Source organism: Pseudomonas sp. PS01298 (genome assembly GCF_029959745.1).
GTDB lineage: Bacteria > Pseudomonadota > Gammaproteobacteria > Pseudomonadales > Pseudomonadaceae > Aquipseudomonas > Aquipseudomonas aylmerensis.
This window is the reverse complement of record NZ_JASCPP010000106.1, coordinates 1-20,788: the sequence shown is the minus strand read 5'-3', so window position 1 is coordinate 20,788 and position 20,788 is coordinate 1. Positions and strand designations below refer to the sequence as shown.

General features: G+C 62.0%; 23 protein-coding genes. All 23 read right to left on the bottom strand.

Translation table 11 applies throughout. From position 1 onward, the window contains the following. Nucleotides 1–182 precede the first annotated feature (182 nt). Nucleotides 183–575, bottom strand: a complete 393-nt coding sequence (locus tag QMX97_RS26370; protein ID WP_065909843.1) for a DUF2802 domain-containing protein — start codon at nucleotides 573–575, stop codon at nucleotides 183–185. Continuing rightward, nucleotides 576–1,058: a chemotaxis protein CheW gene (locus QMX97_RS26365; RefSeq protein WP_010564003.1), complete on the bottom strand. Its 483-nt coding sequence runs from the start codon at nucleotides 1,056–1,058 to the stop codon at nucleotides 576–578. It abuts the gene before it with no gap. A gap of 80 nt (nucleotides 1,059–1,138) precedes the next feature. Continuing rightward, nucleotides 1,139–1,954 carry a CheW domain-containing protein gene (locus QMX97_RS26360; RefSeq protein WP_065909841.1) on the bottom strand — a complete coding sequence of 272 codons (816 nt, stop codon included), beginning with the start codon at nucleotides 1,952–1,954 and terminating at the stop codon, nucleotides 1,139–1,141. Beyond that, entirely contained in the window at nucleotides 1,954–2,742 is a 789-nt protein-coding gene (locus QMX97_RS26355) for a ParA family protein (protein ID WP_014719332.1), read from the bottom strand. Before QMX97_RS26355 ends, QMX97_RS26360 begins: the two co-directional genes overlap by 1 nt. Nucleotides 2,743–2,793: 51 nt before the next feature. Then, nucleotides 2,794–3,681, bottom strand: a complete 888-nt coding sequence (motD, locus tag QMX97_RS26350; protein WP_065909838.1) for a flagellar motor protein MotD — start codon at nucleotides 3,679–3,681, stop codon at nucleotides 2,794–2,796. A gap of 63 nt (nucleotides 3,682–3,744) precedes the next feature. Beyond that, nucleotides 3,745–4,485 (bottom strand): flagellar motor protein, encoded by a 741-nt coding sequence (locus QMX97_RS26345; RefSeq protein ID WP_010208778.1) that lies wholly within the window; start codon nucleotides 4,483–4,485, stop codon nucleotides 3,745–3,747. Next, nucleotides 4,485–5,627 (bottom strand): chemotaxis response regulator protein-glutamate methylesterase, encoded by a 1,143-nt coding sequence (locus QMX97_RS26340; protein WP_282397867.1) that lies wholly within the window; start codon nucleotides 5,625–5,627, stop codon nucleotides 4,485–4,487. Before QMX97_RS26340 ends, QMX97_RS26345 begins: the two co-directional genes overlap by 1 nt. A 47-nt stretch (nucleotides 5,628–5,674) precedes the next feature. After that, entirely contained in the window at nucleotides 5,675–7,882 is a 2,208-nt protein-coding gene (locus QMX97_RS26335; RefSeq protein WP_106803038.1) for a chemotaxis protein CheA, read from the bottom strand. An 11-nt stretch (nucleotides 7,883–7,893) separates the two neighbouring features. Then, nucleotides 7,894–8,682, bottom strand: coding sequence for a protein phosphatase CheZ (locus QMX97_RS26330; RefSeq protein ID WP_065909831.1), 789 nt, complete (start codon nucleotides 8,680–8,682; stop codon nucleotides 7,894–7,896). Between the two features lie 18 nt (nucleotides 8,683–8,700). Next, nucleotides 8,701–9,075: a chemotaxis response regulator CheY gene (locus QMX97_RS26325; RefSeq protein WP_015885173.1), complete on the bottom strand. Its 375-nt coding sequence runs from the start codon at nucleotides 9,073–9,075 to the stop codon at nucleotides 8,701–8,703. A gap of 170 nt (nucleotides 9,076–9,245) precedes the next feature. After that, nucleotides 9,246–9,986, bottom strand: coding sequence for an RNA polymerase sigma factor FliA (gene fliA / locus QMX97_RS26320; protein WP_065909829.1), 741 nt, complete (start codon nucleotides 9,984–9,986; stop codon nucleotides 9,246–9,248). Further along, on the bottom strand, nucleotides 9,983–10,816 hold the full coding sequence (gene fleN, locus QMX97_RS26315; protein ID WP_003192912.1) for a flagellar synthesis regulator FleN: 834 nt from the start codon (nucleotides 10,814–10,816) through the stop codon (nucleotides 9,983–9,985). The genes fliA and fleN overlap by 4 nt, the downstream gene beginning before the upstream one ends. 106 nt (nucleotides 10,817–10,922) lie before the next feature. Next, nucleotides 10,923–12,239: a flagellar biosynthesis protein FlhF gene (gene flhF / locus QMX97_RS26310; protein WP_065909827.1), complete on the bottom strand. Its 1,317-nt coding sequence runs from the start codon at nucleotides 12,237–12,239 to the stop codon at nucleotides 10,923–10,925. Between the two features lie 12 nt (nucleotides 12,240–12,251). Then, complete coding sequence (gene flhA / locus QMX97_RS26305) at nucleotides 12,252–14,381, bottom strand: flagellar biosynthesis protein FlhA (RefSeq protein WP_065909877.1); 2,130 nt, start codon at nucleotides 14,379–14,381, stop codon at nucleotides 12,252–12,254. A 255-nt stretch (nucleotides 14,382–14,636) separates the two neighbouring features. Next, nucleotides 14,637–14,825 carry a cold-shock protein gene (locus tag QMX97_RS26300; protein ID WP_242485923.1) on the bottom strand — a complete coding sequence of 63 codons (189 nt, stop codon included), beginning with the start codon at nucleotides 14,823–14,825 and terminating at the stop codon, nucleotides 14,637–14,639. Nucleotides 14,826–15,224: 399 nt separating this feature from the next. Further along, nucleotides 15,225–16,361 (bottom strand): flagellar biosynthesis protein FlhB, encoded by a 1,137-nt coding sequence (gene flhB / locus QMX97_RS26295; protein WP_065909824.1) that lies wholly within the window; start codon nucleotides 16,359–16,361, stop codon nucleotides 15,225–15,227. A 3-nt stretch (nucleotides 16,362–16,364) separates the two neighbouring features. Further along, on the bottom strand, nucleotides 16,365–17,150 hold the full coding sequence (gene fliR / locus QMX97_RS26290; protein ID WP_065909822.1) for a flagellar biosynthetic protein FliR: 786 nt from the start codon (nucleotides 17,148–17,150) through the stop codon (nucleotides 16,365–16,367). A 4-nt stretch (nucleotides 17,151–17,154) separates the two neighbouring features. Then, nucleotides 17,155–17,424, bottom strand: a complete 270-nt coding sequence (gene fliQ, locus QMX97_RS26285; RefSeq protein ID WP_003214552.1) for a flagellar biosynthesis protein FliQ — start codon at nucleotides 17,422–17,424, stop codon at nucleotides 17,155–17,157. A 4-nt stretch (nucleotides 17,425–17,428) separates the two neighbouring features. Then, complete coding sequence (fliP, locus tag QMX97_RS26280; RefSeq protein WP_016976565.1) at nucleotides 17,429–18,172, bottom strand: flagellar type III secretion system pore protein FliP; 744 nt, start codon at nucleotides 18,170–18,172, stop codon at nucleotides 17,429–17,431. Next, on the bottom strand, nucleotides 18,172–18,612 hold the full coding sequence (gene fliO, locus QMX97_RS26275) for a flagellar biosynthetic protein FliO (protein WP_065909820.1): 441 nt from the start codon (nucleotides 18,610–18,612) through the stop codon (nucleotides 18,172–18,174). Before fliO ends, fliP begins: the two co-directional genes overlap by 1 nt. A 1-nt stretch (nucleotide 18,613) precedes the next feature. Next, entirely contained in the window at nucleotides 18,614–19,081 is a 468-nt protein-coding gene (gene fliN / locus QMX97_RS26270) for a flagellar motor switch protein FliN (RefSeq protein ID WP_003214557.1), read from the bottom strand. A 39-nt stretch (nucleotides 19,082–19,120) separates the two neighbouring features. Further along, nucleotides 19,121–20,089, bottom strand: coding sequence for a flagellar motor switch protein FliM (gene fliM / locus QMX97_RS26265; protein WP_065909818.1), 969 nt, complete (start codon nucleotides 20,087–20,089; stop codon nucleotides 19,121–19,123). A 9-nt stretch (nucleotides 20,090–20,098) separates the two neighbouring features. Beyond that, a complete protein-coding gene (gene fliL / locus QMX97_RS26260; RefSeq protein WP_065909816.1) occupies nucleotides 20,099–20,599 on the bottom strand; it encodes a flagellar basal body-associated protein FliL in 501 nt (166 codons plus the stop codon). Nucleotides 20,600–20,788 lie beyond the last annotated feature (189 nt).

Here is a 20,788-nt window from a genome sequence, read left to right as displayed (position 1 = left end):
CAAGGATGGCCCATTGCGGCGGCCCACGGATTCAAGCCGGAGTGAGGGCACACCGAGCCTAGGCGAGGTGCCGAGTGTTGGGGCAAGAGCGTTTTGGTTACTTTTGCGCTGTTCAAAAGTGACCCGCCGTAAGGGCGGAACCAATTCCAACCACGACCCCAAATCCGGATACCCCCAAGAGGTCAGCCCTTGTGCAACTTACTCATCAACTGCGCCTCAGCCTGGGTCAACCCACACGACTGCGTCAACTCATCCACCGTAGCCCCCATCCCCACCAGCTTGGCAGCCTGGGCAAACGACAGGCTCGAAGGATCACGCTGCTCCAGCTGCGCAAGCTTGTCCGGCAACGGCCCGAGGATCGCGCGCAGTTCATGCACCTCGTCCCCCACCTTCACTGCACTCTGCTGGAAATGGTCGACACGCTTGACCAGCTCCAGTATGCGCCGGTCACGCACGGCATCCCGCTCGGCCTGCTGCACCACCGACTCACGCTGCTGGCGCACATAGCGCAGCAGGAATGCCAAGGTCCCGGCCCACAACAGGGCCAGGATGATCACTGCGGCCTCAAGGAACAATCAGATGCTCTCCAGTTCCGACCATTCTTCTTCGCTCATCATCTTGTCCAGCTCAACCAGAATCAGCAGCTCGCCGTTCTTGTTGCACACGCCCTGGATGAACTTGGCGGATTCTTCATTACCCACGTTCGGTGCGGTTTCCACTTCCGATTGGCGCAGATAAACCACTTCGGCGACGCTGTCGACCATGATCCCGACCACTTGCTTGTCGGCTTCGATGATGACGATACGGGTGTTGTCGTTGACTTCGGTCGGTACCAGGCCGAAACGCTGGCGGGTGTCGATCACCGTCACCACGTTGCCGCGCAGGTTGATGATACCCAGCACGTAGCTTGGCGCACCCGGGACCGGGGCGATCTCGGTGTAGCGCAGCACTTCCTGCACGCGCATCACGTTAATGCCATAGGACTCGTTGTCCAGTTTGAAGGTAACCCATTGCAGGATCGGATCATCCAAACCTTGTGCGGACGCTGACTTATTCATACCCCTGACCCCTTCAAATGCCGCTTCACACGGCGTGTGTGCTTCGCTGACCGCGCAACCGCGCGGCCCTTATTGTTCAATCAACTGCGTTTATTCACCGGCAGCGTCTTGACCGCGCCGCTGGCGATCAACTCGGCCAGCTCGGCGACGTCGAGCAACGCGCACATGTGTTCGATCACGGTGCCCGCCAGCCAAGGCCGTTGGCCCCGGTGGCTGCGCCATTTGATTTCATTCGGGTCCAGGCGCAACGAGCGGCTGACCTGATGCACCGCCAGCCCCCACTCGTAGCCCTGCACCGAGATCACGTATTGCAGGCCCTGGCGAAAATCATCGCGGTAGCGGTCGGGCATCACCCAGCGCGCGGTGTCCAGCACCTTGAGGTTGCCGGCCTGGCTGGGCAGGATGCCGAGGAACCACTCCGGCTGCCCGAACAGCGGCGTCAGTTCCTGGCCTTCCAGGGAATAGATCGAGCCCAGGCACACCAGCGGCACCGCCAGGGTCAACCCGGCGACGTCGAACAACAGGCATTCGAACGGCTCGGCGGCCCAGGCCGGGCGATCATCGCCGGCCACCGGCGGCGGCGTGATGCTGGGCGGCAGGTGCACTTCCACCACCGGCTCGACCACGACCGGGGCAACGACCACCGGCTCGACCACCACGGGCACGACAACTGCCGGGGCGATCGGCACCACCACTGGCGCGGTCACGACCTGCGCATCGCGGGCCTGCTCTTCCAGCACCGCCAACTGGAATTCATCCAGGGAGCTTTCCGGCGCCAGGGCCGGTTCCAATACCAGTATTGGCTGCTCTTCCTCGGTCGCATCCTGCAGCAGGGCATCCAGGTAGGATTCCAGTGCCAGTTGCGGCCGGGTCTTGAGTTCGATGGGACGGTTCATCACGCCACCTGCGCGACAAGCTGCTGGGACAGCAGGTGCTTGAGCAACGCGCGGTAAGCCAGCACGCCACGGCTTTTACCGTCGAACTGCGACGGGGTCAGGCCGGCGCGGCTGGCGTCACGCAGGCGCGTGTCCACCGGGATGTAGCCATTCCAGATGGTGTCCGGGTAGGCATCGCGCAGCACGCGCAAGGTGCCCAGCGACGCCTGGGTGCGACGGTCGAACAGGGTCGGCACGATGCTAAACGGCAGCGCCTGCTTGCGCGAGCGGTTAATCATCGCCAGGGTACTGACCATGCGCTCCAGGCCTTTGACCGCGAGGTGCTCGGTCTGCACCGGGATCACCAGTTGCTGGCTGGCCGCCAAGGCGTTGACCATCAGCACGCCGAGCAACGGCGGGCTGTCGATGATCGCGTAGTCGAAGTCCTGCCACAGTTGCGCCAGGGTCTTGGCGATCACCAGGCCCAGGCCACTCTGCCCCGGCGACTGGCGCTCGAGGGTGGCCAGTGCGGTGCTCGACGGCAACAGGGAAATACTCTCGTTGCTGGTGGGCAACAGCAGTTGCCCGGGCAGGTCGGCCGGCACGCTGCCCTTGTGCAGGAACAGGTCGTAGCAACTGTGCTCCAGCGCATCCGGGTCGTAGCCGAAATAGCTGGTCATGGAGCCATGCGGGTCCAGGTCCACCACGACCACACGCTTGCCCGCCTCGGCCAGCAAACCGGCTAAGGCGATGGAGGTGGTGGTCTTGCCGACTCCACCTTTTTGATTGGCAACTGCCCAGACTCTCATTCGGATGGTTCCTCCCGGCAGGCACAGGCGCGACCGAGACATTGCATAAGGTTATTGAGCCGGCGACGGAGAATTGACGGCACTCTGACGCACCGGCGGCTTTGCAGGGGCCGGTGCAGTTTGTGTGCCAGCCCGCTTCAAGGCCGCGTCCGGTGTTGCATTGGCGGTGCCGGTACCGGTCAGGCTGCGGCGCACATCCAGGTTGCGCGAGACCACCAGAACCACCCGGCGGTTGCGCGCGCGGCCTTCCACCGTAGCGTTGTTGGCCACCGGCTGGAACTCGCCATAACCCACCGAGGCCAGGCGCCCGGGGTTCACGCCCTGCATCGCGAGCATGCGCACGATGCTCGCGGCCCGCGCGGACGACAGCTCCCAGTTGGTCGGGTACTGCGCGGTGCTGATCGGGAAATTGTCGGTAAAGCCTTCCACGTGGATCGGGTTTTCGAACGGCCTGAGGATCGCCGCCACCTTGTCGATGATGGTGAACGCCTGGTCGCTGGGCATTGCATCGGCGCTGGCGAACAGCAGACTGGAGTTGAGTTCGATCTCCACCCACAACTCATTGCCGCGCACGGTCATCTGGTTGGAGCTGATCAGGTCGCCGAACGCGGCGCTGATGTCGTCGGCGATGCTTTTCAGCGGGTCGCTGGTGCCGCCCACGCCGGCGGCGGTTTCATCGCTGTCATTGACCAACGGCTTGGCCGGGGTCACGGTCTTGGGCCGTTCCTCGCCAATGGGGATCGGCTTGAGGGCGCGGTCGGCGTCGTTGAACACCCCGATCAGCGCCTGGGAAATGACTTTGTACTTGCCTTCGTTGATCGACGAGATGGAGTACATCACCACGAAAAACGCGAACAGCAAGGTGATGAAGTCCGCGTAGGACACCAGCCAGCGTTCATGGTTGACGTGCTCTTCAGGCTCGCGACGGCGACGGCTCACAGGCTGACACCTCTCTGTACGTAAATCATGTGGCCGCTCGCCACAAGTCGATAGCCATGTTCATCAATCCATGAAGCCCTGGAGCTTCAATTCGATCGACCGCGGGTTCTCACCCTCGGCAATCGACAGGATGCCTTCGAGCAACATCTCGCGGTAACGCGACTGGCGCATGGCGATGGACTTGAGCTTGCTGGCCACCGGCAGCAGCACCAGGTTGGCACTCGCGACACCGTAGATGGTGGCCACGAACGCCACGGCAATGCCGCTGCCCAATTGCGACGGATCGGCCAGGTTGCCCATCACGTGGATCAGGCCCATCACCGCACCGATGATGCCGATGGTCGGCGCGTAGCCGCCCATGCTTTCAAAGACTTTGGCGGCGTTGATGTCGCGGCTTTCCTGGGTGTAGAAATCCACTTCCAGGATGCTGCGGATCGCTTCTGGCTCGGCGCCGTCCACCAGCAGTTGCAGGCCTTTGCGCGCGTAGCTGTCGGGCTCCGCATCAGCCACGCCTTCCAGCCCGAGCAGGCCTTCCTTGCGGGCGGTGAGGCTCCAGTTGACCACGCGGTCGATGCCGCCGGGCAGGTCGACGCGTGGCGGGAAAATAATCCACACCAGGATCTGCATGGCGCGCTTGAACGAACTCAAGGGCGACTGCAACAGGGCCGCGCCGACCGTGCCGCCGATCACGATCAAGGCCGCCGGGCCGTTGGCCAGGGCGCCGAGGTGGCCGCCTTCGAGGTAGTTGCCGCCGATGATCGCGACAAACGCCATGATGATGCCGATCAGGCTCAATACATCCATCAGAGGCAGGCCTCCACCAGATGCTTGCCGATCTCGTCCAGGCTGTAGACGGCGTCGGCCAGGTCAGCCTTGACGATCGCCATGGGCATGCCATAGATCACGCAGCTGGCTTCGTCCTGGGCCCAGATCGCGCTGCCGCCCTGCTTGAGCAGGCGTGCGCCTTCACGGCCATCAGCGCCCATGCCGGTAAGCACCACCGCCAGAACTTTGTCGCCGTAGGACTTGGCCGCCGAACCGAAGGTGATGTCCACGCACGGCTTGTAGTTGAGGCGCTCGTCGCCCGGCAGGATTTTGATCGCACCACGCCCGTCGACCATCATCTGCTTGCCACCCGGCGCCAGCAGCGCCAGGCCTGGACGCAGGATGTCGCCATCCTCGGCTTCCTTGACGCTGATGCGGCAGAGCTTGTCCAGGCGTTCGGCAAAGGCCTTGGTGAAGGCCGCCGGCATGTGCTGGATCAACACGATCGGCGCCGGGAAGTTGGCCGGCAATTGCGTCAACACGCGCTGCAAGGCCACCGGGCCGCCGGTGGAAGTACCGATGGCGACCAGCTTGTAGGCCTTGCGCTTGGGCGCGGGCGAATGGGCGCTGGGCGCCGGAGCACGGGTCGGTGCCACGGCAGGCCGAGCCACCGGGGCGGGCGCAGGCGCAGGTCGACCAAACGCAGGGGCCGGGGCCGGCGCCGCAACCGGTGCAGGTGCAGGTGCAGGTGCAGGTGCAGGCGTGCTGAACAGGCTGCGACGGTTACTGCGGGAAATGCTGTGGACTTTCTCGCACAGCAGTTGCTTGACCTTCTCGGGGTTGCGCGAGATGTCTTCGAAATTCTTCGGCAGGAAGTCCACCGCGCCGGCATCCAGCGCATCCAGGGTGACCCGGGCGCCTTCGTGGGTGAGCGAGGAGAACATCAACACCGGGGTCGGGCAGCGCTGCATGATGTGACGGACAGCCGTGATGCCATCCATCATCGGCATCTCGTAGTCCATAGTGATCACGTCGGGCTTCAACGCGATAGCCTGATCGATCGCCTCTTTGCCGTTGGTGGCCGTGCCGATCACTTGAATCGTTGGATCGGCGGAAAGAATTTCCGAGACGCGGCGGCGGAAGAAACCCGAATCGTCCACCACCAGGACCTTGACTACCATAAACACTCCGTTAGACGGGGCGGGCAAACCGCCCTGCCCCACCAGAATCAAATACGCCGAGCGGCGTAACGCTTGAGCATGCTCGGAACATCCAGAATCAGCGCGATCCGACCGTCACCGGTGATGGTCGCACCCGACATGCCCGGGGTTCCCTGCAGCATTTTGCCCAAAGGCTTGATGACCACTTCTTCCTGGCCCACCAGTTGATCGACCACGAAGCCGATACGCTGGGTGCCCACGGAGAGAATCACTACATGGCCTTCGCGCTGCTCTTCATGCTTGGCCGATGCCACCAGCCAGCGCTTGAGGTAGAACAGTGGCAACGCCTTGTCGCGCACGATCACCACTTCCTGGCCGTCCACCACGTTGGTGCGCGACAGGTCGAGGTGGAAAATTTCGTTGACGTTGACCAGCGGGAAGGCGAAGGCCTGGTTGCCCAGCATCACCATCAGGGTCGGCATGATCGCCAGGGTCAACGGCACCTTGATGACGATCTTCGAGCCCTGGCCCTTGGTCGAGTAGATGTTGATCGAGCCGTTGAGCTGGCTGATCTTGGTCTTCACCACGTCCATGCCGACGCCACGGCCGGACACGTCGGAAATCTCGGTCTTGGTCGAGAAGCCCGGGGCGAAGATCAGGTTGTAGCACTCGGTGTCGGTCAGGCGGTCGGCGGCGTCCTTGTCCATCACGCCGCGCTTGACCGCGATATTGCGCAGGATGGTCGGGTCCATGCCCTTGCCGTCATCGGTGATCGACAGCAGGATGTGGTCACCCTCCTGCTCGGCCGCCAGGATCACTTTGCCGTTGCGCGACTTGCCCGAAGCTTCGCGCTCTTCCGGGGTTTCGACGCCGTGGTCGACGGCGTTGCGCACCAAGTGGACCAGCGGATCGGCCAGGGCCTCGACCAGGTTCTTGTCGAGGTCGGTCTCTTCGCCCACCAGTTCCAGGTTGATCTCTTTCTTGAGCTGGCGTGCCAGGTCGCGAACCAGGCGCGGGAAGCGCCCGAAGACTTTCTTGATCGGCTGCATCCGCGTCTTCATCACGGCGGTCTGCAGGTCGGCGGTGACCACGTCGAGGTTCGACACGGCCTTTTGCATGGCTTCATCGCCACTGCTCAGGCCCAGGCGCACCAGGCGGTTACGCACCAGCACCAGTTCGCCGACCATGTTCATGATGTCGTCCAGGCGCGCGGTATCGACGCGCACGGTGGTTTCGGCTTCACTGGCCGGCTTCTCGGCCACGGCAGCCGCCGGCGCGCGGGCAGCAGCCGGGGCGGCGGCAGGTGCCGGGGCCGGTTTGGCAGCAGCAGGTGCAGCGGCCTTGGCCGGCGCCGGTTTGGCCGCCACCGGAGTGGCGGTCGCGGCAGCTGCCGGAGCCACTTCGCTGAACTTGCCCTTGCCGTGCAATTCGTCGAGCAGGGATTCGAACTCGTGGTCGCTGATCAGACCGTCGCCCGCAGGTTCTGCCGCAGCGGACGGCGCAGTGGCAGTCGCGGCGACTTCCGGCAAGGCGTCGGCCGCGAAGGTGCCTTTGCCATGCAGTTGGTCGAGCAGTGCTTCGAATTCGTCATCGGTGATGTCGGTGCTGGTCGACGCGGCAGGCGCATCCACAGCGGCGGCAGGGGCCACGGCGTCGGCCGCAAACTGGCCTTTGCCGTGCAACTGGTCGAGCAGGGATTCAAATTCTGCGTCGGTAATGTCTTCGCTGGTCGGCGCTTGTGGCGCGGCTGCAGCAGGCGCTTCAGCCTCGGCTTTCACCGCGTTGAGGGAGTTGAGCAACTGCTCGAACTCGCTGTCCGTCACATCCGCTTCAGGCTCTGCCACAGGCGCAGGCTCAGCCTGCGCCACGGGCGCTGCCGAGGTGTCGGCCGGCTCTGCCAGGCGCGCCAGGGCGGCGAGCAGTTCCGGGGTGGCCGCAGTGATCGGGGCACGTTCGCGGACTTCGCTGAACATGCCATTGACCGCATCCAGTGCTTCGAGAATCACGTCCATCAATTCCGAGTCAACGTGACGCTCACCCTTGCGCAGGATGTCGAACACGTTCTCGGCGATGTGGCAGCACTCCACCAGCTCATGGAGCTGGAGGAAGCCGGCGCCCCCTTTTACAGTGTGAAAACCGCGAAAAATTGCATTGAGCAGGTTCGCATCATCCGGACGGCTTTCCAGCTCGACCAGTTGCTCGGACAGTTGCTCTAAAATTTCGCCGGCCTCTACAAGGAAATCCTGAAGGATTTCTTCATCGGCGCCGAAGCTCATGTGGGTGCTCCTTAGAAGCCTAAACTGGATAACAGGTCATCTACGTCATCCTGACCTGACACAACGTCTTCACGTTTATCGGCATGAATCTGCGGACCTTCACCCTTGGCGAGATGTTTTTGTGGATCTTTTTCCGAGAGGATCGCTTCACGGTCATGTTCGATGCCGGCAAAACGGTCTACCTGGCCGGCCATGAGCACCAGTTTGAGCAGGTTGCTTTCCACTTCGGTGACCAACTGGGTCACACGCTTGATCACCTGGCCGGTGAGGTCCTGGTAATCCTGGGCCAGCAGAATGTCATTGAGGTTGCTGGAAACCGTGCGGTTTTCCTGCTCGCTGCGTGACAAGAATCCGTCGACCCGACGCGCCAGTTCCCGAAATTCCTCAGCCCCCACCTCGCGGCGCATGAAGCGGCCCCAATCGTGGCTCAGGGCCTGGGCTTCGGTGGCCATGCCATTGACCAGGGGCGTGGCGTTTTCCACCAGGTCCATGGTGCGGTTGGCCGCCGCTTCAGTCAGCCTGACCACATAGGACAGGCGTTCGGTCGCGTCGGTGATTTGCGAAATTTCTTCGGCCTGGGGCATGTGCGGGTCAATCTGGAAATTGACAATCGCACTGTGCAGCTCGCGTGTGAGCTTGCCCACTTCCTGATACAGGCCGCGGTCACGGGTCTGGTTGAGCTCATGGATTAACTGCACCGCGTCGCCGAACTGGCCTTTTTCAAGGCTGTCGACCAACTGGTGAGCATGCTTTTTCAGGGTCGACTCAAAGTCTCCCTGTGACGTTTCTTTATGCTCCATAGCTCCCCCGCGATGGCATTAGCCGTGGATGCGTTCGAAGATTTTTTCGATCTTCTCTTTCAAGGCCAATGCAGTGAATGGCTTGACCACGTAACCGTTGACCCCGGCTTGGGCGGCTTCGATGATCTGTTCACGCTTGGCTTCGGCGGTCACCATCAGCACGGGAAGGCTGCGCAGTTTTTCGTCGGCGCGCACATGGCGCAGCAAGTCGATACCGGTCATGCCCGGCATGTTCCAGTCCGTTACCAGAAAGTCGATGCTCCCGCTGTTGAGGATCGGAATCGCCGTAATGCCGTCATCCGCCTCGACCGTGTTAGTGAACCCAAGGTCACGCAACAGGTTTTTTATGATCCGCCGCATCGTTGAGAAGTCATCAACGATGAGGATTTTCATGTTCTTGTCCAATTCGACCTCCAAGCAGTCTTAAACGCGCCCAGCACCTGGACGCGCCATTTCAATCAACAGGCATTACACAAAAAGGACTGCCGGGGGCACCACGGGCCGATCCCGCGAGGGTCAATCACCCTCGCGGTGTGGTTTGCAGTGCTCCCCAACACTGCCTGTCAGCGCGCTCGCCACTCTCCCAAACGCCCCCGCAAGCGGGCTGCGCACTGGCTGTGCAACTGGCTGACCCGCGATTCGCTGACTCCCAGGACCTCACCGATTTCCTTGAGGTTCAGCTCTTCGTCGTAGTACAGCGCCAACACCAGCCGCTCACGCTCCGGCAAATTGGCAATCGCGTCCGCCAACGCACCCTGGAAGCGTTCATCCTCCAGGTCGCGCGACGGCTCCAGATGAGCACTCGCGCCGTCCTCGTGCAGCCCTTCGTGTTCGCCGTCCTGCAACAGGTCGTCGAAACTGAACAGGCGGCTGCCCAAGGTATCGTTCAAAATCCCGTAGTAATCGTCGAGACTCAATTGGAGTTCGGCCGCAACTTCGTGATCTTTAGCGTCGCGACCGGTTTTTGCTTCAATTGCGCGAATTGCGTCACTGACCATGCGCGTATTGCGATGCACCGAACGCGGCGCCCAGTCACCTTTACGCACTTCATCGAGCATCGCGCCGCGGATGCGGATACCCGCATACGTCTCGAAACTCGCGCCCTTGCTCGCGTCGTATTTGGTCGACACTTCGAGCAGGCCGATCATGCCCGCCTGGATCAGGTCTTCGACCTGGACGCTGGCGGGCAGGCGTGCCAGCAAGTGATAAGCGATGCGCTTGACCAGCGGCGCATAACGCTCGATCAATTCACCCTGGCTGTCACGTGCCGATTTCTTGTAAAGGTTGTAGCCGCTGGATGTCATAGCACCGGTCCTGCGCTCGTCTGATGCACCAATCGCTCGACGAAAAACTCCAGATGCCCCCGAGGGTTGGCGGGCAACGGCCAGGTATCGACCTTCTGGGCAATAGCCTTGAACGCCAAGGCGCATTTGGAACGAGGGAACGCTTCGTAGACTGCACGCTGCTTTTGCACAGCCTTGCGTACACACTCGTCGTAGGGAACTGCGCCGACGTATTGTAAGGCGACATCGAGGAAGCGATCCGTGACCTTGGTCAACTTGGCGAACAGATTGCGCCCTTCCTGTGGACTCTGGGCCATGTTGGCCAGCACGCGGAAGCGGTTCATGCCGTAGTCACGGTTAAGCAATTTGATCAGGGCATAGGCGTCGGTGATCGAGGTGGGTTCATCGCAGACCACCAACAGGACTTCCTGCGCAGCGCGCACGAAGCTGACCACGGACTCGCCGATCCCGGCGGCGGTGTCGATCACCAGCACGTCGAGGTTGTCGCCGATATCGCTGAACGCCTGGATCAGGCCGGCATGCTGCGCCGGGCTCAGGTGCACCATGCTCTGGGTGCCGGAGGCGGCCGGCACGATGCGGATACCGCCAGGGCCCTGCAGCAGCACGTCGCGCAGCTCGCAGCGCCCTTCGATCACATCGGCAAGCGTGTGTTTGGGCGTCAGCCCCAGCAGAACGTCGACGTTCGCCAGCCCCAGGTCAGCATCCAGCAGCATGACGCGACGGCCAAGCTCTGCCAGGGCCAGGGACAAATTCACTGACACGTTAGTTTTCCCGACGCCACCTTTGCCGCCGGTCACCGCGATCACCTGTACGGGATGCATGCTGCCCATTTTATTTCTTTACCTTGTCTTGCTTAGACGCAGGCTACATGGCTTGGCCGCGTGAATCGCTTGCAGACCATCGATGTAGATACATTTCACGGTGTTCATCCTGCCCTCAACCCACCCGCTTTGCCGGGCTGTGATAGAGGTCGGCGAACATATCGGCCATCGCTTCCTCGCTAGGCTCTTCTTGCATTTGCACGCTGACTGCACGGCTGACCAACTGATGACGGCGCGGCAGATGCAGATCATCCGGAATCCGCGGGCCGTCGGTCAGGTAGGCGACCGGCAACTCATGACTGATGGCCAGGCTCAACACCTCGCCCAGGCTCGCGGTTTCGTCGAGCTTGGTGAGGATGCAGCCGGCCAGGCCGCAGCGTTTGTAGCTATGGTACGCAGCGGTAAGAACCTGTTTCTGGCTGGTGGTTGCAAGCACCAGGTAATTTTTCGACTTGATGCCGCGCCCGGCCAGGCTTTCCAGCTGCATGCGCAACGCCGGGTCGCTGGCTTGCAGGCCGGCGGTATCGATCAACACCACGCGCTTGCGCAGCAGCGGGTCGAGGGCGTTGGCCAGGGATTGGCCCGGGTCGACATGGGTCACCGACACATTGAGGATCCGACCCAAGGTCTTGAGCTGCTCCTGGGCACCGATACGGTAGCTGTCCATGCTCACCAGCGCGATATTCTGCGCGCCGTACTTGAGCACGTAACGGGCGGCCAGCTTGGCCAGGGTGGTGGTCTTGCCCATGCCGGCAGGGCCGACCATGGCGATCACACCGCCCTCTTCCAGCGGCTCGATTTCCGGGGTGACGATCATCCGCGCCAAGTGGGCCAGCAACATGCGCCAGGCCTGGCGAGGCTCTTCGATTTCAGTGGTCAGGGCCAGCAGGTCGCGCGACAACGGGCCGGACAGGCCGATGCGTTGCAGGCGACGCCACAGGTTGGCCTGTTGCGGCTTGCTGCCCTGCAGCTGGTTCCAGGCGAGGGAGCCGAGTTGCACTTCCAGCAGCTCGCGCAGGCCATTGAGTTCAAAGCGCATCGAGTCGAACACGCGCTGGTCGACTGCGGCGGCCGGGGCCGGCGCTGCAGGACGCGGGGGTTCAACGAAGGTCGGCTCGACCAGCGGCTCGGCAGCGGTCAGCGGCAGGCCGGCGAACAACTGGCGGTTGGTGGTGGCGTCGCTGTCGCCACGCATGCTCAGTTCGGCCTGGGCCGAGACAATGCGCGAGGCCGTCTTGCGCAGCTCGTCTTCGAGTTCCATGTTCGGGACGCGCGGGGCCAGGGCCTGGGGAGTGTAATCCAGGGCAGCCGTCAGCTCGACACCGCCGGCAATACGACGGTTACCGATAATCGCGGCGTCGGCGCCCAGCTCATCACGAACCAGTTTCATGGCCTGACGCATATCGGCGGCGAAAAAACGCTTAACTTGCATAACCCACTACCCTCAGCCGTTGGGCCCTACTGTCGCGACGATAGTCACTTGCTTGTTGTCAGGAATTTCCTGATAAGCCAAAACGTGCAAATTCGGTACTGCCAGGCGCCCAAACCGCGACAACATCGCCCGGACGGGGCCGGCCACCAGCAGGATCACCGGTTGGCCCTGCATTTCCTGGCGCTGCGCGGCGTCGATCAACGAACGCTGCAGCTTCTCAGCCATGCTTGGCTCCAGCAGAACGCCCTCTTCCTGGCCTTGTCCTGCCTTCTGAATACTATTGAGCAATATTTGTTCCAACCTTGGTTCCAAGGTGATCACAGGCAGCTCAGAGTCAAGCCCTACAATGCTTTGGACGATTGCGCGCGACAATCCGACGCGCACCGCAGCCACCAGGGCGGCAGTATCTTGACTCTTGGCGGCATTGTTGGCGATAGCCTCGGCAATGCTGCGGATATCGCGTACCGGCACCTGCTCGGCCAGCAGCGCCTGCAGCACCTTGAGCAGTTGCGACAGCGACAGCACGCCCGGCACCAGTTCCTCGGCGAGTTTTGGCGAGGCTTTGCCGAGCAAACCCATCAATTGCTGGACTTCTTCGTGGCCGATCAGCTCATGGGAGTGCTTGTACAGAATCTGGTTGAGGTGGGTGGCGACCACGGTACTGGCGTCCACCACGGTGTAGCCCAGGGACTGCGCCTGGCTGCGCTGGCTGATTTCGATCCACACCGCGTCCAGGCCAAAAGCCGGATCTTTGGCGGTAATGCCGTTGAGACTGCCGAATACCTGCCCCGGGTTGATCGCCAGTTCGCGATCCGGGTAGATCTCGGCTTCGGCCAGGATCACCCCCATCAGGGTCAGGCGGTAGGCGCTGGGGGCCAGGTCGAGGTTGTCGCGGATATGCACGGTGGGCATCAGGAAGCCCAGGTCCTGCGAGAGTTTCTTGCGCACCCCCTTGATCCGCGCGAGCAATTGGCCACCCTGGTTGCGGTCGACCAGCGGGATCAGGCGGTAGCCGACTTCCAGGCCGATCATGTCGATCGGAGTCACGTCGTCCCAGCCCAACTCCTTGGTTTCCTGGGCCCGGGCCGGCGACGGCAGCAGTTCCTGCTGGCGCGCGATTTCCTGCTGGGCCTGGACCTTGACCGCGTTCTGCTTCTTCCAGAACAGGTAGGCACCGCCGGCCGCCATGGCCGCCATGCTCAGGAACGACACGTGGGGCATGCCCGGCACGATGCCCATGATCGCCATGATGCCCGCCGCCACGGCCAGGGCCTTGGGCGAGGCGAACATCTGGCGACTGATCTGCTTGCCCATGTCTTCGGAGCCCGAAGCACGGGTCACCATGATCGCGGCAGCTGTGGATAACAACAGTGATGGCAATTGCGCCACTAAACCGTCACCAATGGTCAGCAAGGCATAAACCTTGCCGGCATCGCCGAAGGTCATGCCGTGCTGGAAGATCCCGACGGCCATGCCGCCGATCAGGTTGATGAACAGAATCAGCAGGCCGGCGATGGCGTCACCGCGCACGAATTTGCTGGCACCGTCCATGGAGCCGTAGAACTCGGCTTCCTGGGCCACTTCCAGACGGCGCGACTTGGCTTGGTTCTGGTCAATGAGGCCGGCGTTGAGGTCGGCGTCGATGGCCATCTGTTTGCCGGGCATGGCGTCGAGGGTAAAGCGCGCGCTCACCTCGGAAATCCGCCCGGCGCCCTTGGTCACTACCACGAAGTTGATGATCATGAGGATCGCGAAGACCACGATACCCACCACGTAGTTGCCGCCGATCACCACCTCACCGAAGGCCTGGATCACCTTACCGGCGGCGGCGTGGCCGTCCTGGCCGTGGAGCATCACCACGCGCGTCGACGCCACGTTGAGCGCCAGGCGCAACAGGGTCGCCACCAGCAGGATGGTCGGGAATACCGCAAAATCCAGCGGTCGCAGGGCGTATACGCAGACCAGCAGCACCACCACGGACAGGGCAATGTTGAAGGTGAAGAACACGTCCAGCAGGAACGGCGGCATCGGCAACATCATCATTGCCAGCATCACCAGCAACAACAACGGCACACCCAGATTGCCCCGCGAGAGGTCAGTCAGGGTCGTACGGGCCGTGCCGAGCATTTGAGAGCGATCCACCACCGGTATTCCTCGTTTCCTTGAAGCAAACTTTTGACGCCGGGAGGCGTCCTGGAGGCGGTATTGCAAGAAGCCTTCCAACTTTGGTTTCAGGGCGACGATCGTCGAGGGAACACGTTTCAAATGCAGGAGCTTGCCTGTGGTGGCGGCGTGTCGGTCACCTAGGGGGCAAGGCTGAGCTCAGTCATCCCAGGCAAGCCAGCTCCCACATTATTGGTCGGTGGACACACCGCCAGCAGCCAGGCATGCATGCCGCTAGATAAGTTTGATATGGAACGCATACACCCCTTGAGGGCAATGGATCCTCACGAACTGCACGCGCAAGCCTTTCTTGAGCCAGATGCCGGCTGAGCTGGTGCGATCCACGTGCACCGGCTCGTCATCGCCATCCAGCGCAATCAGGCCTTTTCCGGTTTTTCGGCTGTAGGATTTGATCGTTCCCATCACCGCTTCCATCACTACGCCCTCTGCATTGCTGGATGACCTGTGCACAGTAGGGAGCCATGGAAGCGCGAGAGGACGGCGCTGGCTACTGTCAAAGTTGACAGGTAGACGAGGGTTGCCGACGAGTGGTAGCGGTCGAAGCGGGCAGGCTTGTTGTAGCGAACGCATTCATTGTGGTGAGCGGGCTTGCCCCGCGTTGGGCTGCGACGCAGCCCTGAACCCTGGCGACTCGGTCTGACTGTTGGACCGAGGTGGCTGGATTGGGAGCGCTTCGCACTCCAACGCGGGGCAAGCCCGCTCACCACAAGAAGCCCGCTACCCACAACAAGCCTTATCACCACAAAAAGCCCGCTACCCACAACAAGCCCGCTCACCACAAAGAGCGCATCAGCCGAGCAGTCAGGAATCGCGGCGCAGCTCCGGCGGAATGGGCAGGTCCTTGAGCGGATCGGGCCGCTTGCCCTTGCCCGCGCGGTACTGGCGAATCTGATAGACATACGCCAACACCTGGGCCACGGCCAGGTACAGCCCGGCGGGGATTTCCTGGTCGAGGTCGGTGGAGTAGAAGATCGATCGCGCCAGCTCCGGCGATTCCAGCAGCAGGATGTCGTTGGCCACGGCGATTTCGCGGATTTTAAGCGCGGTGAAGTCGCTGCCCTTGGCCAGCAGCATCGGCGCGCCGCCCTTCTCCGGGTCGTATTTGAGGGCCACGGCGTAGTGCGTCGGGTTGGTGATGACCACGTCGGCGTCGGGCACCGAGGCCATCATCTTGCGCTGCGACATTTCCCGCTGCAGCTGGCGAATGCGCTGCTTGACCTCGGGGCGACCCTCTTGGTCCTTGTGTTCGTCGCGCACTTCCTGCTTGGTCATCAGCAGTTTCTTGTGGCTTTCCCACAGCTGGATCGGCGCATCCACCGCCGCGATGATGATCAACCCGGCCGCCATCCACAGCGCACTCCAGCCGACCACCTGCACACTGTGGATGATCGCCGACTCCAGCGGTTCGTGGGCGATGCGCAGCAAATCGTCGATATCCGACGACAACACCGTCAAGGCCACGAACAGAATCAGGATGAACTTGGCCAACGCCTTGAGCAGCTCCACCAGCGCCTTGGCGGAAAACATGCGCTTGAGCCCGGCCGCCGGGTTCATCCGGCTGAACTTGGGCGCCATGCTGCCGGCGGCGAACAACCAGCCGCCGAGGGCGACCGGGCCGATCAAGGCGGCCAGTAGCAAAGTGATCAGAATCGGCTGCACCGCCAGGATCGCGATTTTGCCCGAGTGCAGCAGGTATTGACCCATCGAATCGGGATTGAGCAGCACCTCGCGCGGCAAGGTGAAGTTGTGCTTCATCAACTCCAGCAAGTCCAACGCCAGCCCGCCGCCGTAAATCAGCAGGCCGCCCGCGCCGGCCATCATGGTCGCAACGGTATTCAGCTCTTTGGAGCGCGCAATCTCGCCCTTTTCCCTGGAGTCCTTTTTGCGTTTCTCCGTGGGGTCTTCTGTTTTGTCCTGACCACTCTCGCTCTCGGCCATGGCTCAGCGCGCCCGTGCCAGATCACGTAAGAACTGCAGGGCGTCGGTCGCCAGCGGTTGATACTGATTGAGAATGTCAGCCAGGCCGACCCAGAAAATCCCCATGCCCAACACCAGGGTCAACGGGAAGCCGATCGAGAAGATGTTCAGTTGCGGCGCCGCGCGGGTCATCACGCCGAACGCGATGTTGACCACCAGCAACGCGGTGATTGCCGGCAGCACCAGCAACAGCGAGGCGCCCAGCACCCAACCGAGGCGCCCGACCACTTCCCAGAAATGATTGACCACCAGGCCCGAACCCACCGGCAAGGTGGTGAAGCTTTCGGTCAGCACCTCGAACACCACCAGGTGGCCGTTCATGGCCAGGAACAGCAACGTCACCAGCATGGTCAGGAACTGCCCGATCACCGCCGCCGACACGCCGTTGGTGGGGTCGACCATGGACGCGAAGCCCATGCCCATCTGGATCGAGATGATTTGCCCGGCAATCACGAATGCCTGGAAGAACAGCTGCAGGGAGAAGCCCAGCAACGCGCCGATCAGGATCTGCTCGGCGATCAGCATCAGCGCGCTGAGGTCCAGCGCATTGACCGGCGGCATGGCCGGCAAGCCCGGCGTGATCACCACGGTAATCGCCACCGCAAAGTACAGGCGCACGCGGCGCGGGACCAGGGTGGTGCCGAACACCGGCATGCTCATCAGCACCGCCGTCACGCGAAACAGCGGCAGGATGAAGGAGGCCACCCAGGTGCTGATCTGGGTGTCGGTCAATGCCAGCAAAGACTGCATCGGGTCAGCCGATCAACTGCGGAATACTGCCGTACAACTGCAGGATGTATTCCATGAAGGTCTGCACCAGCCAGGGGCCGGCAACGATCAGGGTGATCAGCATCACCAGCAAGCGCGGGAGGAAGCTCAAGGTCTGTTCGTTGATCTGGGTCGCGGCCTGGAACATCGCCACCAGCAGGCCGACCAACAGGCTCGGCACCACCAGCACGGCGACCATCATGGTGGTCAGCCACAGCGCTTCACGGAACAGGTCGACGGCAACTTCTGGGGTCATGGCCCTACACTCCGCCGAAACTGCCGGCCAGGGTGCCGATAATCAGCGCCCAGCCGTCCACCAGCACAAACAGCATGATCTTGAACGGCAACGAGATGATCAGCGGCGACAGCATCATCATCCCCATGGCCATCAGCACGCTCGCCACCACCAGGTCGATGATCAGGAACGGGATAAAGATCATGAAGCCGATCTGGAACGCGGTCTTCAACTCCGACGTGACAAACGCCGGGACCAGAATGGTCAGCGGCGCCTGGTCCGGGGTGGCGATGTCAGTGCGCTTGGACAGGCGCATGAACAGCTCGAGGTCGCTGGAGCGGGTCTGCGACAGCATGAAGTCCTTGATCGGACCCTGGGCCTTGTCGATCGCGTCCTGGGCGGTCATTTTTTCCGCCAGGTAAGGCTGCAGGGCTTGCTGGTTCACCTTGTCGAACACCGGCGCCATGATGAACAGCGTCAGAAACAAGGCCATGCCGGTGAGGATCTGGTTCGACGGCGTCTGCTGCAGGCCCAGGGCCTGGCGCAGGATCGAGAACACAATGATGATCCGCGTGAAGCTGGTCATCAGCATCACGAACGCCGGGATAAAGCTCAGCGCGGTCATGATCAGCAGGATCTGCAGACTGACCGAATACTCCTGGGCCCCCGCCGCGTTGGTGCCCAGCGTAATCGCCGGGATCGACAACGGGTCGGCGCCGAACGCCAGTGGCGCGGCCAGCAACAGCATGAGCGTCAACAAAACGCGCATTACTTCTTATCCTTCTGATCCTTGCCCAGCAACTCCATCAGGCGCTGGGCGAATTCCGGTGTGGTGGCCTGGGTCTGGGCCACGTCCACCGGCGTCTTGAGCACATGCAACGGGGTGATGCGGCCGGGGGTGAGGCCCAGCAGGATCTGTTCCCCACCGACCTGCACCAGCACCAGCCGATCACGCGGGCCGAGGGCGCGCGAGCCGATCATTTCGATCACCTGGGCGTTGCCCGGCCCGACGTTCTGCACGCGGCGCATCAGCCAGGCCAGCACGAAGATCAGCCCGACCACCAGCAACAACCCCAATACCAACTGGGTCAACTGGCCGCCGATGCCGCTGCTCACCACTGGCGCCGCAGCCGCCGCTTGCGCGACCGGCTCAGCCGCCAGGGCGCTCAATGGCAGCGCCGACAACAGTCCCGCCATCGAATACTTCATCTCAGCGCAACTTCTTGATGCGTTCGCTCGGGCTGATCACGTCGGTCAGGCGGATGCCGAACTTCTCGTTGACCACCACCACTTCGCCGTGGGCGATCAGCGTGCCGTTGACCAGCACGTCCAGGGGCTCACCGGCCAGGCGGTCGAGCTCGATTACCGAGCCCTGGTTGAGCTGCAGCAGGTTGCGGATGTTGATTTCGGTGCTGCCGACTTCCATCGAGATCGAGACCGGGATGTCGAGGATCACATCCAGGTTCGGGCCATCGAGGGTCACCGGGTCGTTGTTCTTCGGCACGCTGCCGAATTCTTCCATCGGCAGGCGATTGCCGACCGGTGCGGTGGCCGCGTCGGCCGCCAGCAGTGCGTCGATATCGTCCTGGCCAACATCGCCGGTTTCTTCCAGGGCAGCTGCCCATTCGTCAGCCAGGGCCTGGTCTTCGGCGGAAGTGTTTTCGTGTTCGGTAGCCATTACATGTCCTCGGCGGAGCAAACATTCATAAATTAGGGATCAGCGACGGTTGATCGGCTCAACCACTTGCAAAGCCAGGTTGCCCTTGTGGGACCCCAGCTTGACCTTGAACGACGGCACGCCATTGGCGCGCATGATCATTTCTTCCGGCAATTCGACCGGGATCACGTCCCCCGGCTGCATGTGCAAAATATCTCGCAGACGCAACTGGCGACGGGCCACGGTGGCGCTCAGGGGCACGTCGACGTCGAGCAGGTCTTCGCGCAGGGCCTTGACCCAGCGTTCGTCCTGGTCGTCGAGGTCGGACTGGAAGCCCGCATCGAGCATCTCGCGCACCGGTTCGATCATCGAGTACGGCATGGTCACGTGCAGGTCGCCGCCACCGCCATCGAGTTCGATGTGGAAGGTCGACACCACGATGGCCTCACTGGGGCCGACGATGTTGGCCATGGCCGGGTTCACTTCCGAGTTGATGTACTCGAAATTGACTTCCATGATCGCCTGCCAGGCTTCCTTCAAGTCGATGAAGGCTTGCTCCAGCACCATGCGCACCACCCGCAGTTCGGTCGGGGTGAATTCACGGCCTTCGATCTTGGCGTGACGGCCGTCGCCGCCGAAGAAGTTGTCCACCAGCTTGAACACCAGCTTGGCGTCGAGGATGAACAGCGCGGTGCCGCGCAGCGGCTTGATCTTGACCAGGTTGAGGCTGGTGGGCACGTACAGCGAGTGCACGTATTCACCGAACTTCATCACCTGCACGCCGCCCACCGCCACGTCCGCCGAGCGGCGCAGCATGTTGAACATGCTGATACGGGTGTAGCGGGCAAAACGCTCGTTGATCATTTCCAGGGTCGGCATGCGTCCACGGACGATGCGATCCTGGCTTGTGAGGTCATAACTTTTGACGCTGCCGGGTTCGGCAGCCATTTCGGTCTGTACCAGACCATCGTCCACGCCATGCAGCAGCGCGTCGATTTCATCCTGGGACAGCAGGTCTTGCACGGCCATGTCGTGATCCTACTGCAATACGAAGTTAGTGAAGAGCGCCTGTTCGACCACCACTTTGCCGAGCTCTTTCTGAGCCACTTCCTGCACGCTGGCAGTGACCTTCTGGCGCAGCATTTCCTGGCCCACCGGGGTGGCCAGGGTGTCGAAGCTCTGTCCGGAGAACAGCATCACCAGGTTGTTGCGGATCACCGGCATATGCACCTTGAGGGCATCCAGGTCCGCCTGGTTACGCGCCAGCAAGGTGATGCTCACCTGCAGGTAGCGTTGACGCCCGTTCTGGTTGAAGTTGGCGACAAAGGCCGGGAGCATCGGCTCGAAGATTGCCGGTTGCTTGACGTTACTGGCGGTTTCGGCGGCGGGTGCCGGTTTGCTTGCACTGCTGTGCATGATGTACCAGGTGCCACCCACCGAGGCGCCGATGGCCAGGAGCAGGCCCAGGACTATCAACAGGATAAGCTTGAGCTTTCCTTTGCCTGCGGGTGCTTTTGCTGCGTCGTCGCTCTTCGCCATGCCAATAATCCGTCACTATTCGGGGATTCATAGATCTACGGAAAGGCAAGAGCAAGTGTTATGCCAGAGTTGTCTGGTAATTCAGGAAGAGAGAACACTGCAAATCAAATGTGGGAGCGGGCTTGCTCGCGAAAGCAGTGTGTCAGTCAGCACACATGCAAACTGACACACCGCCTTCGCGAGCAAGCC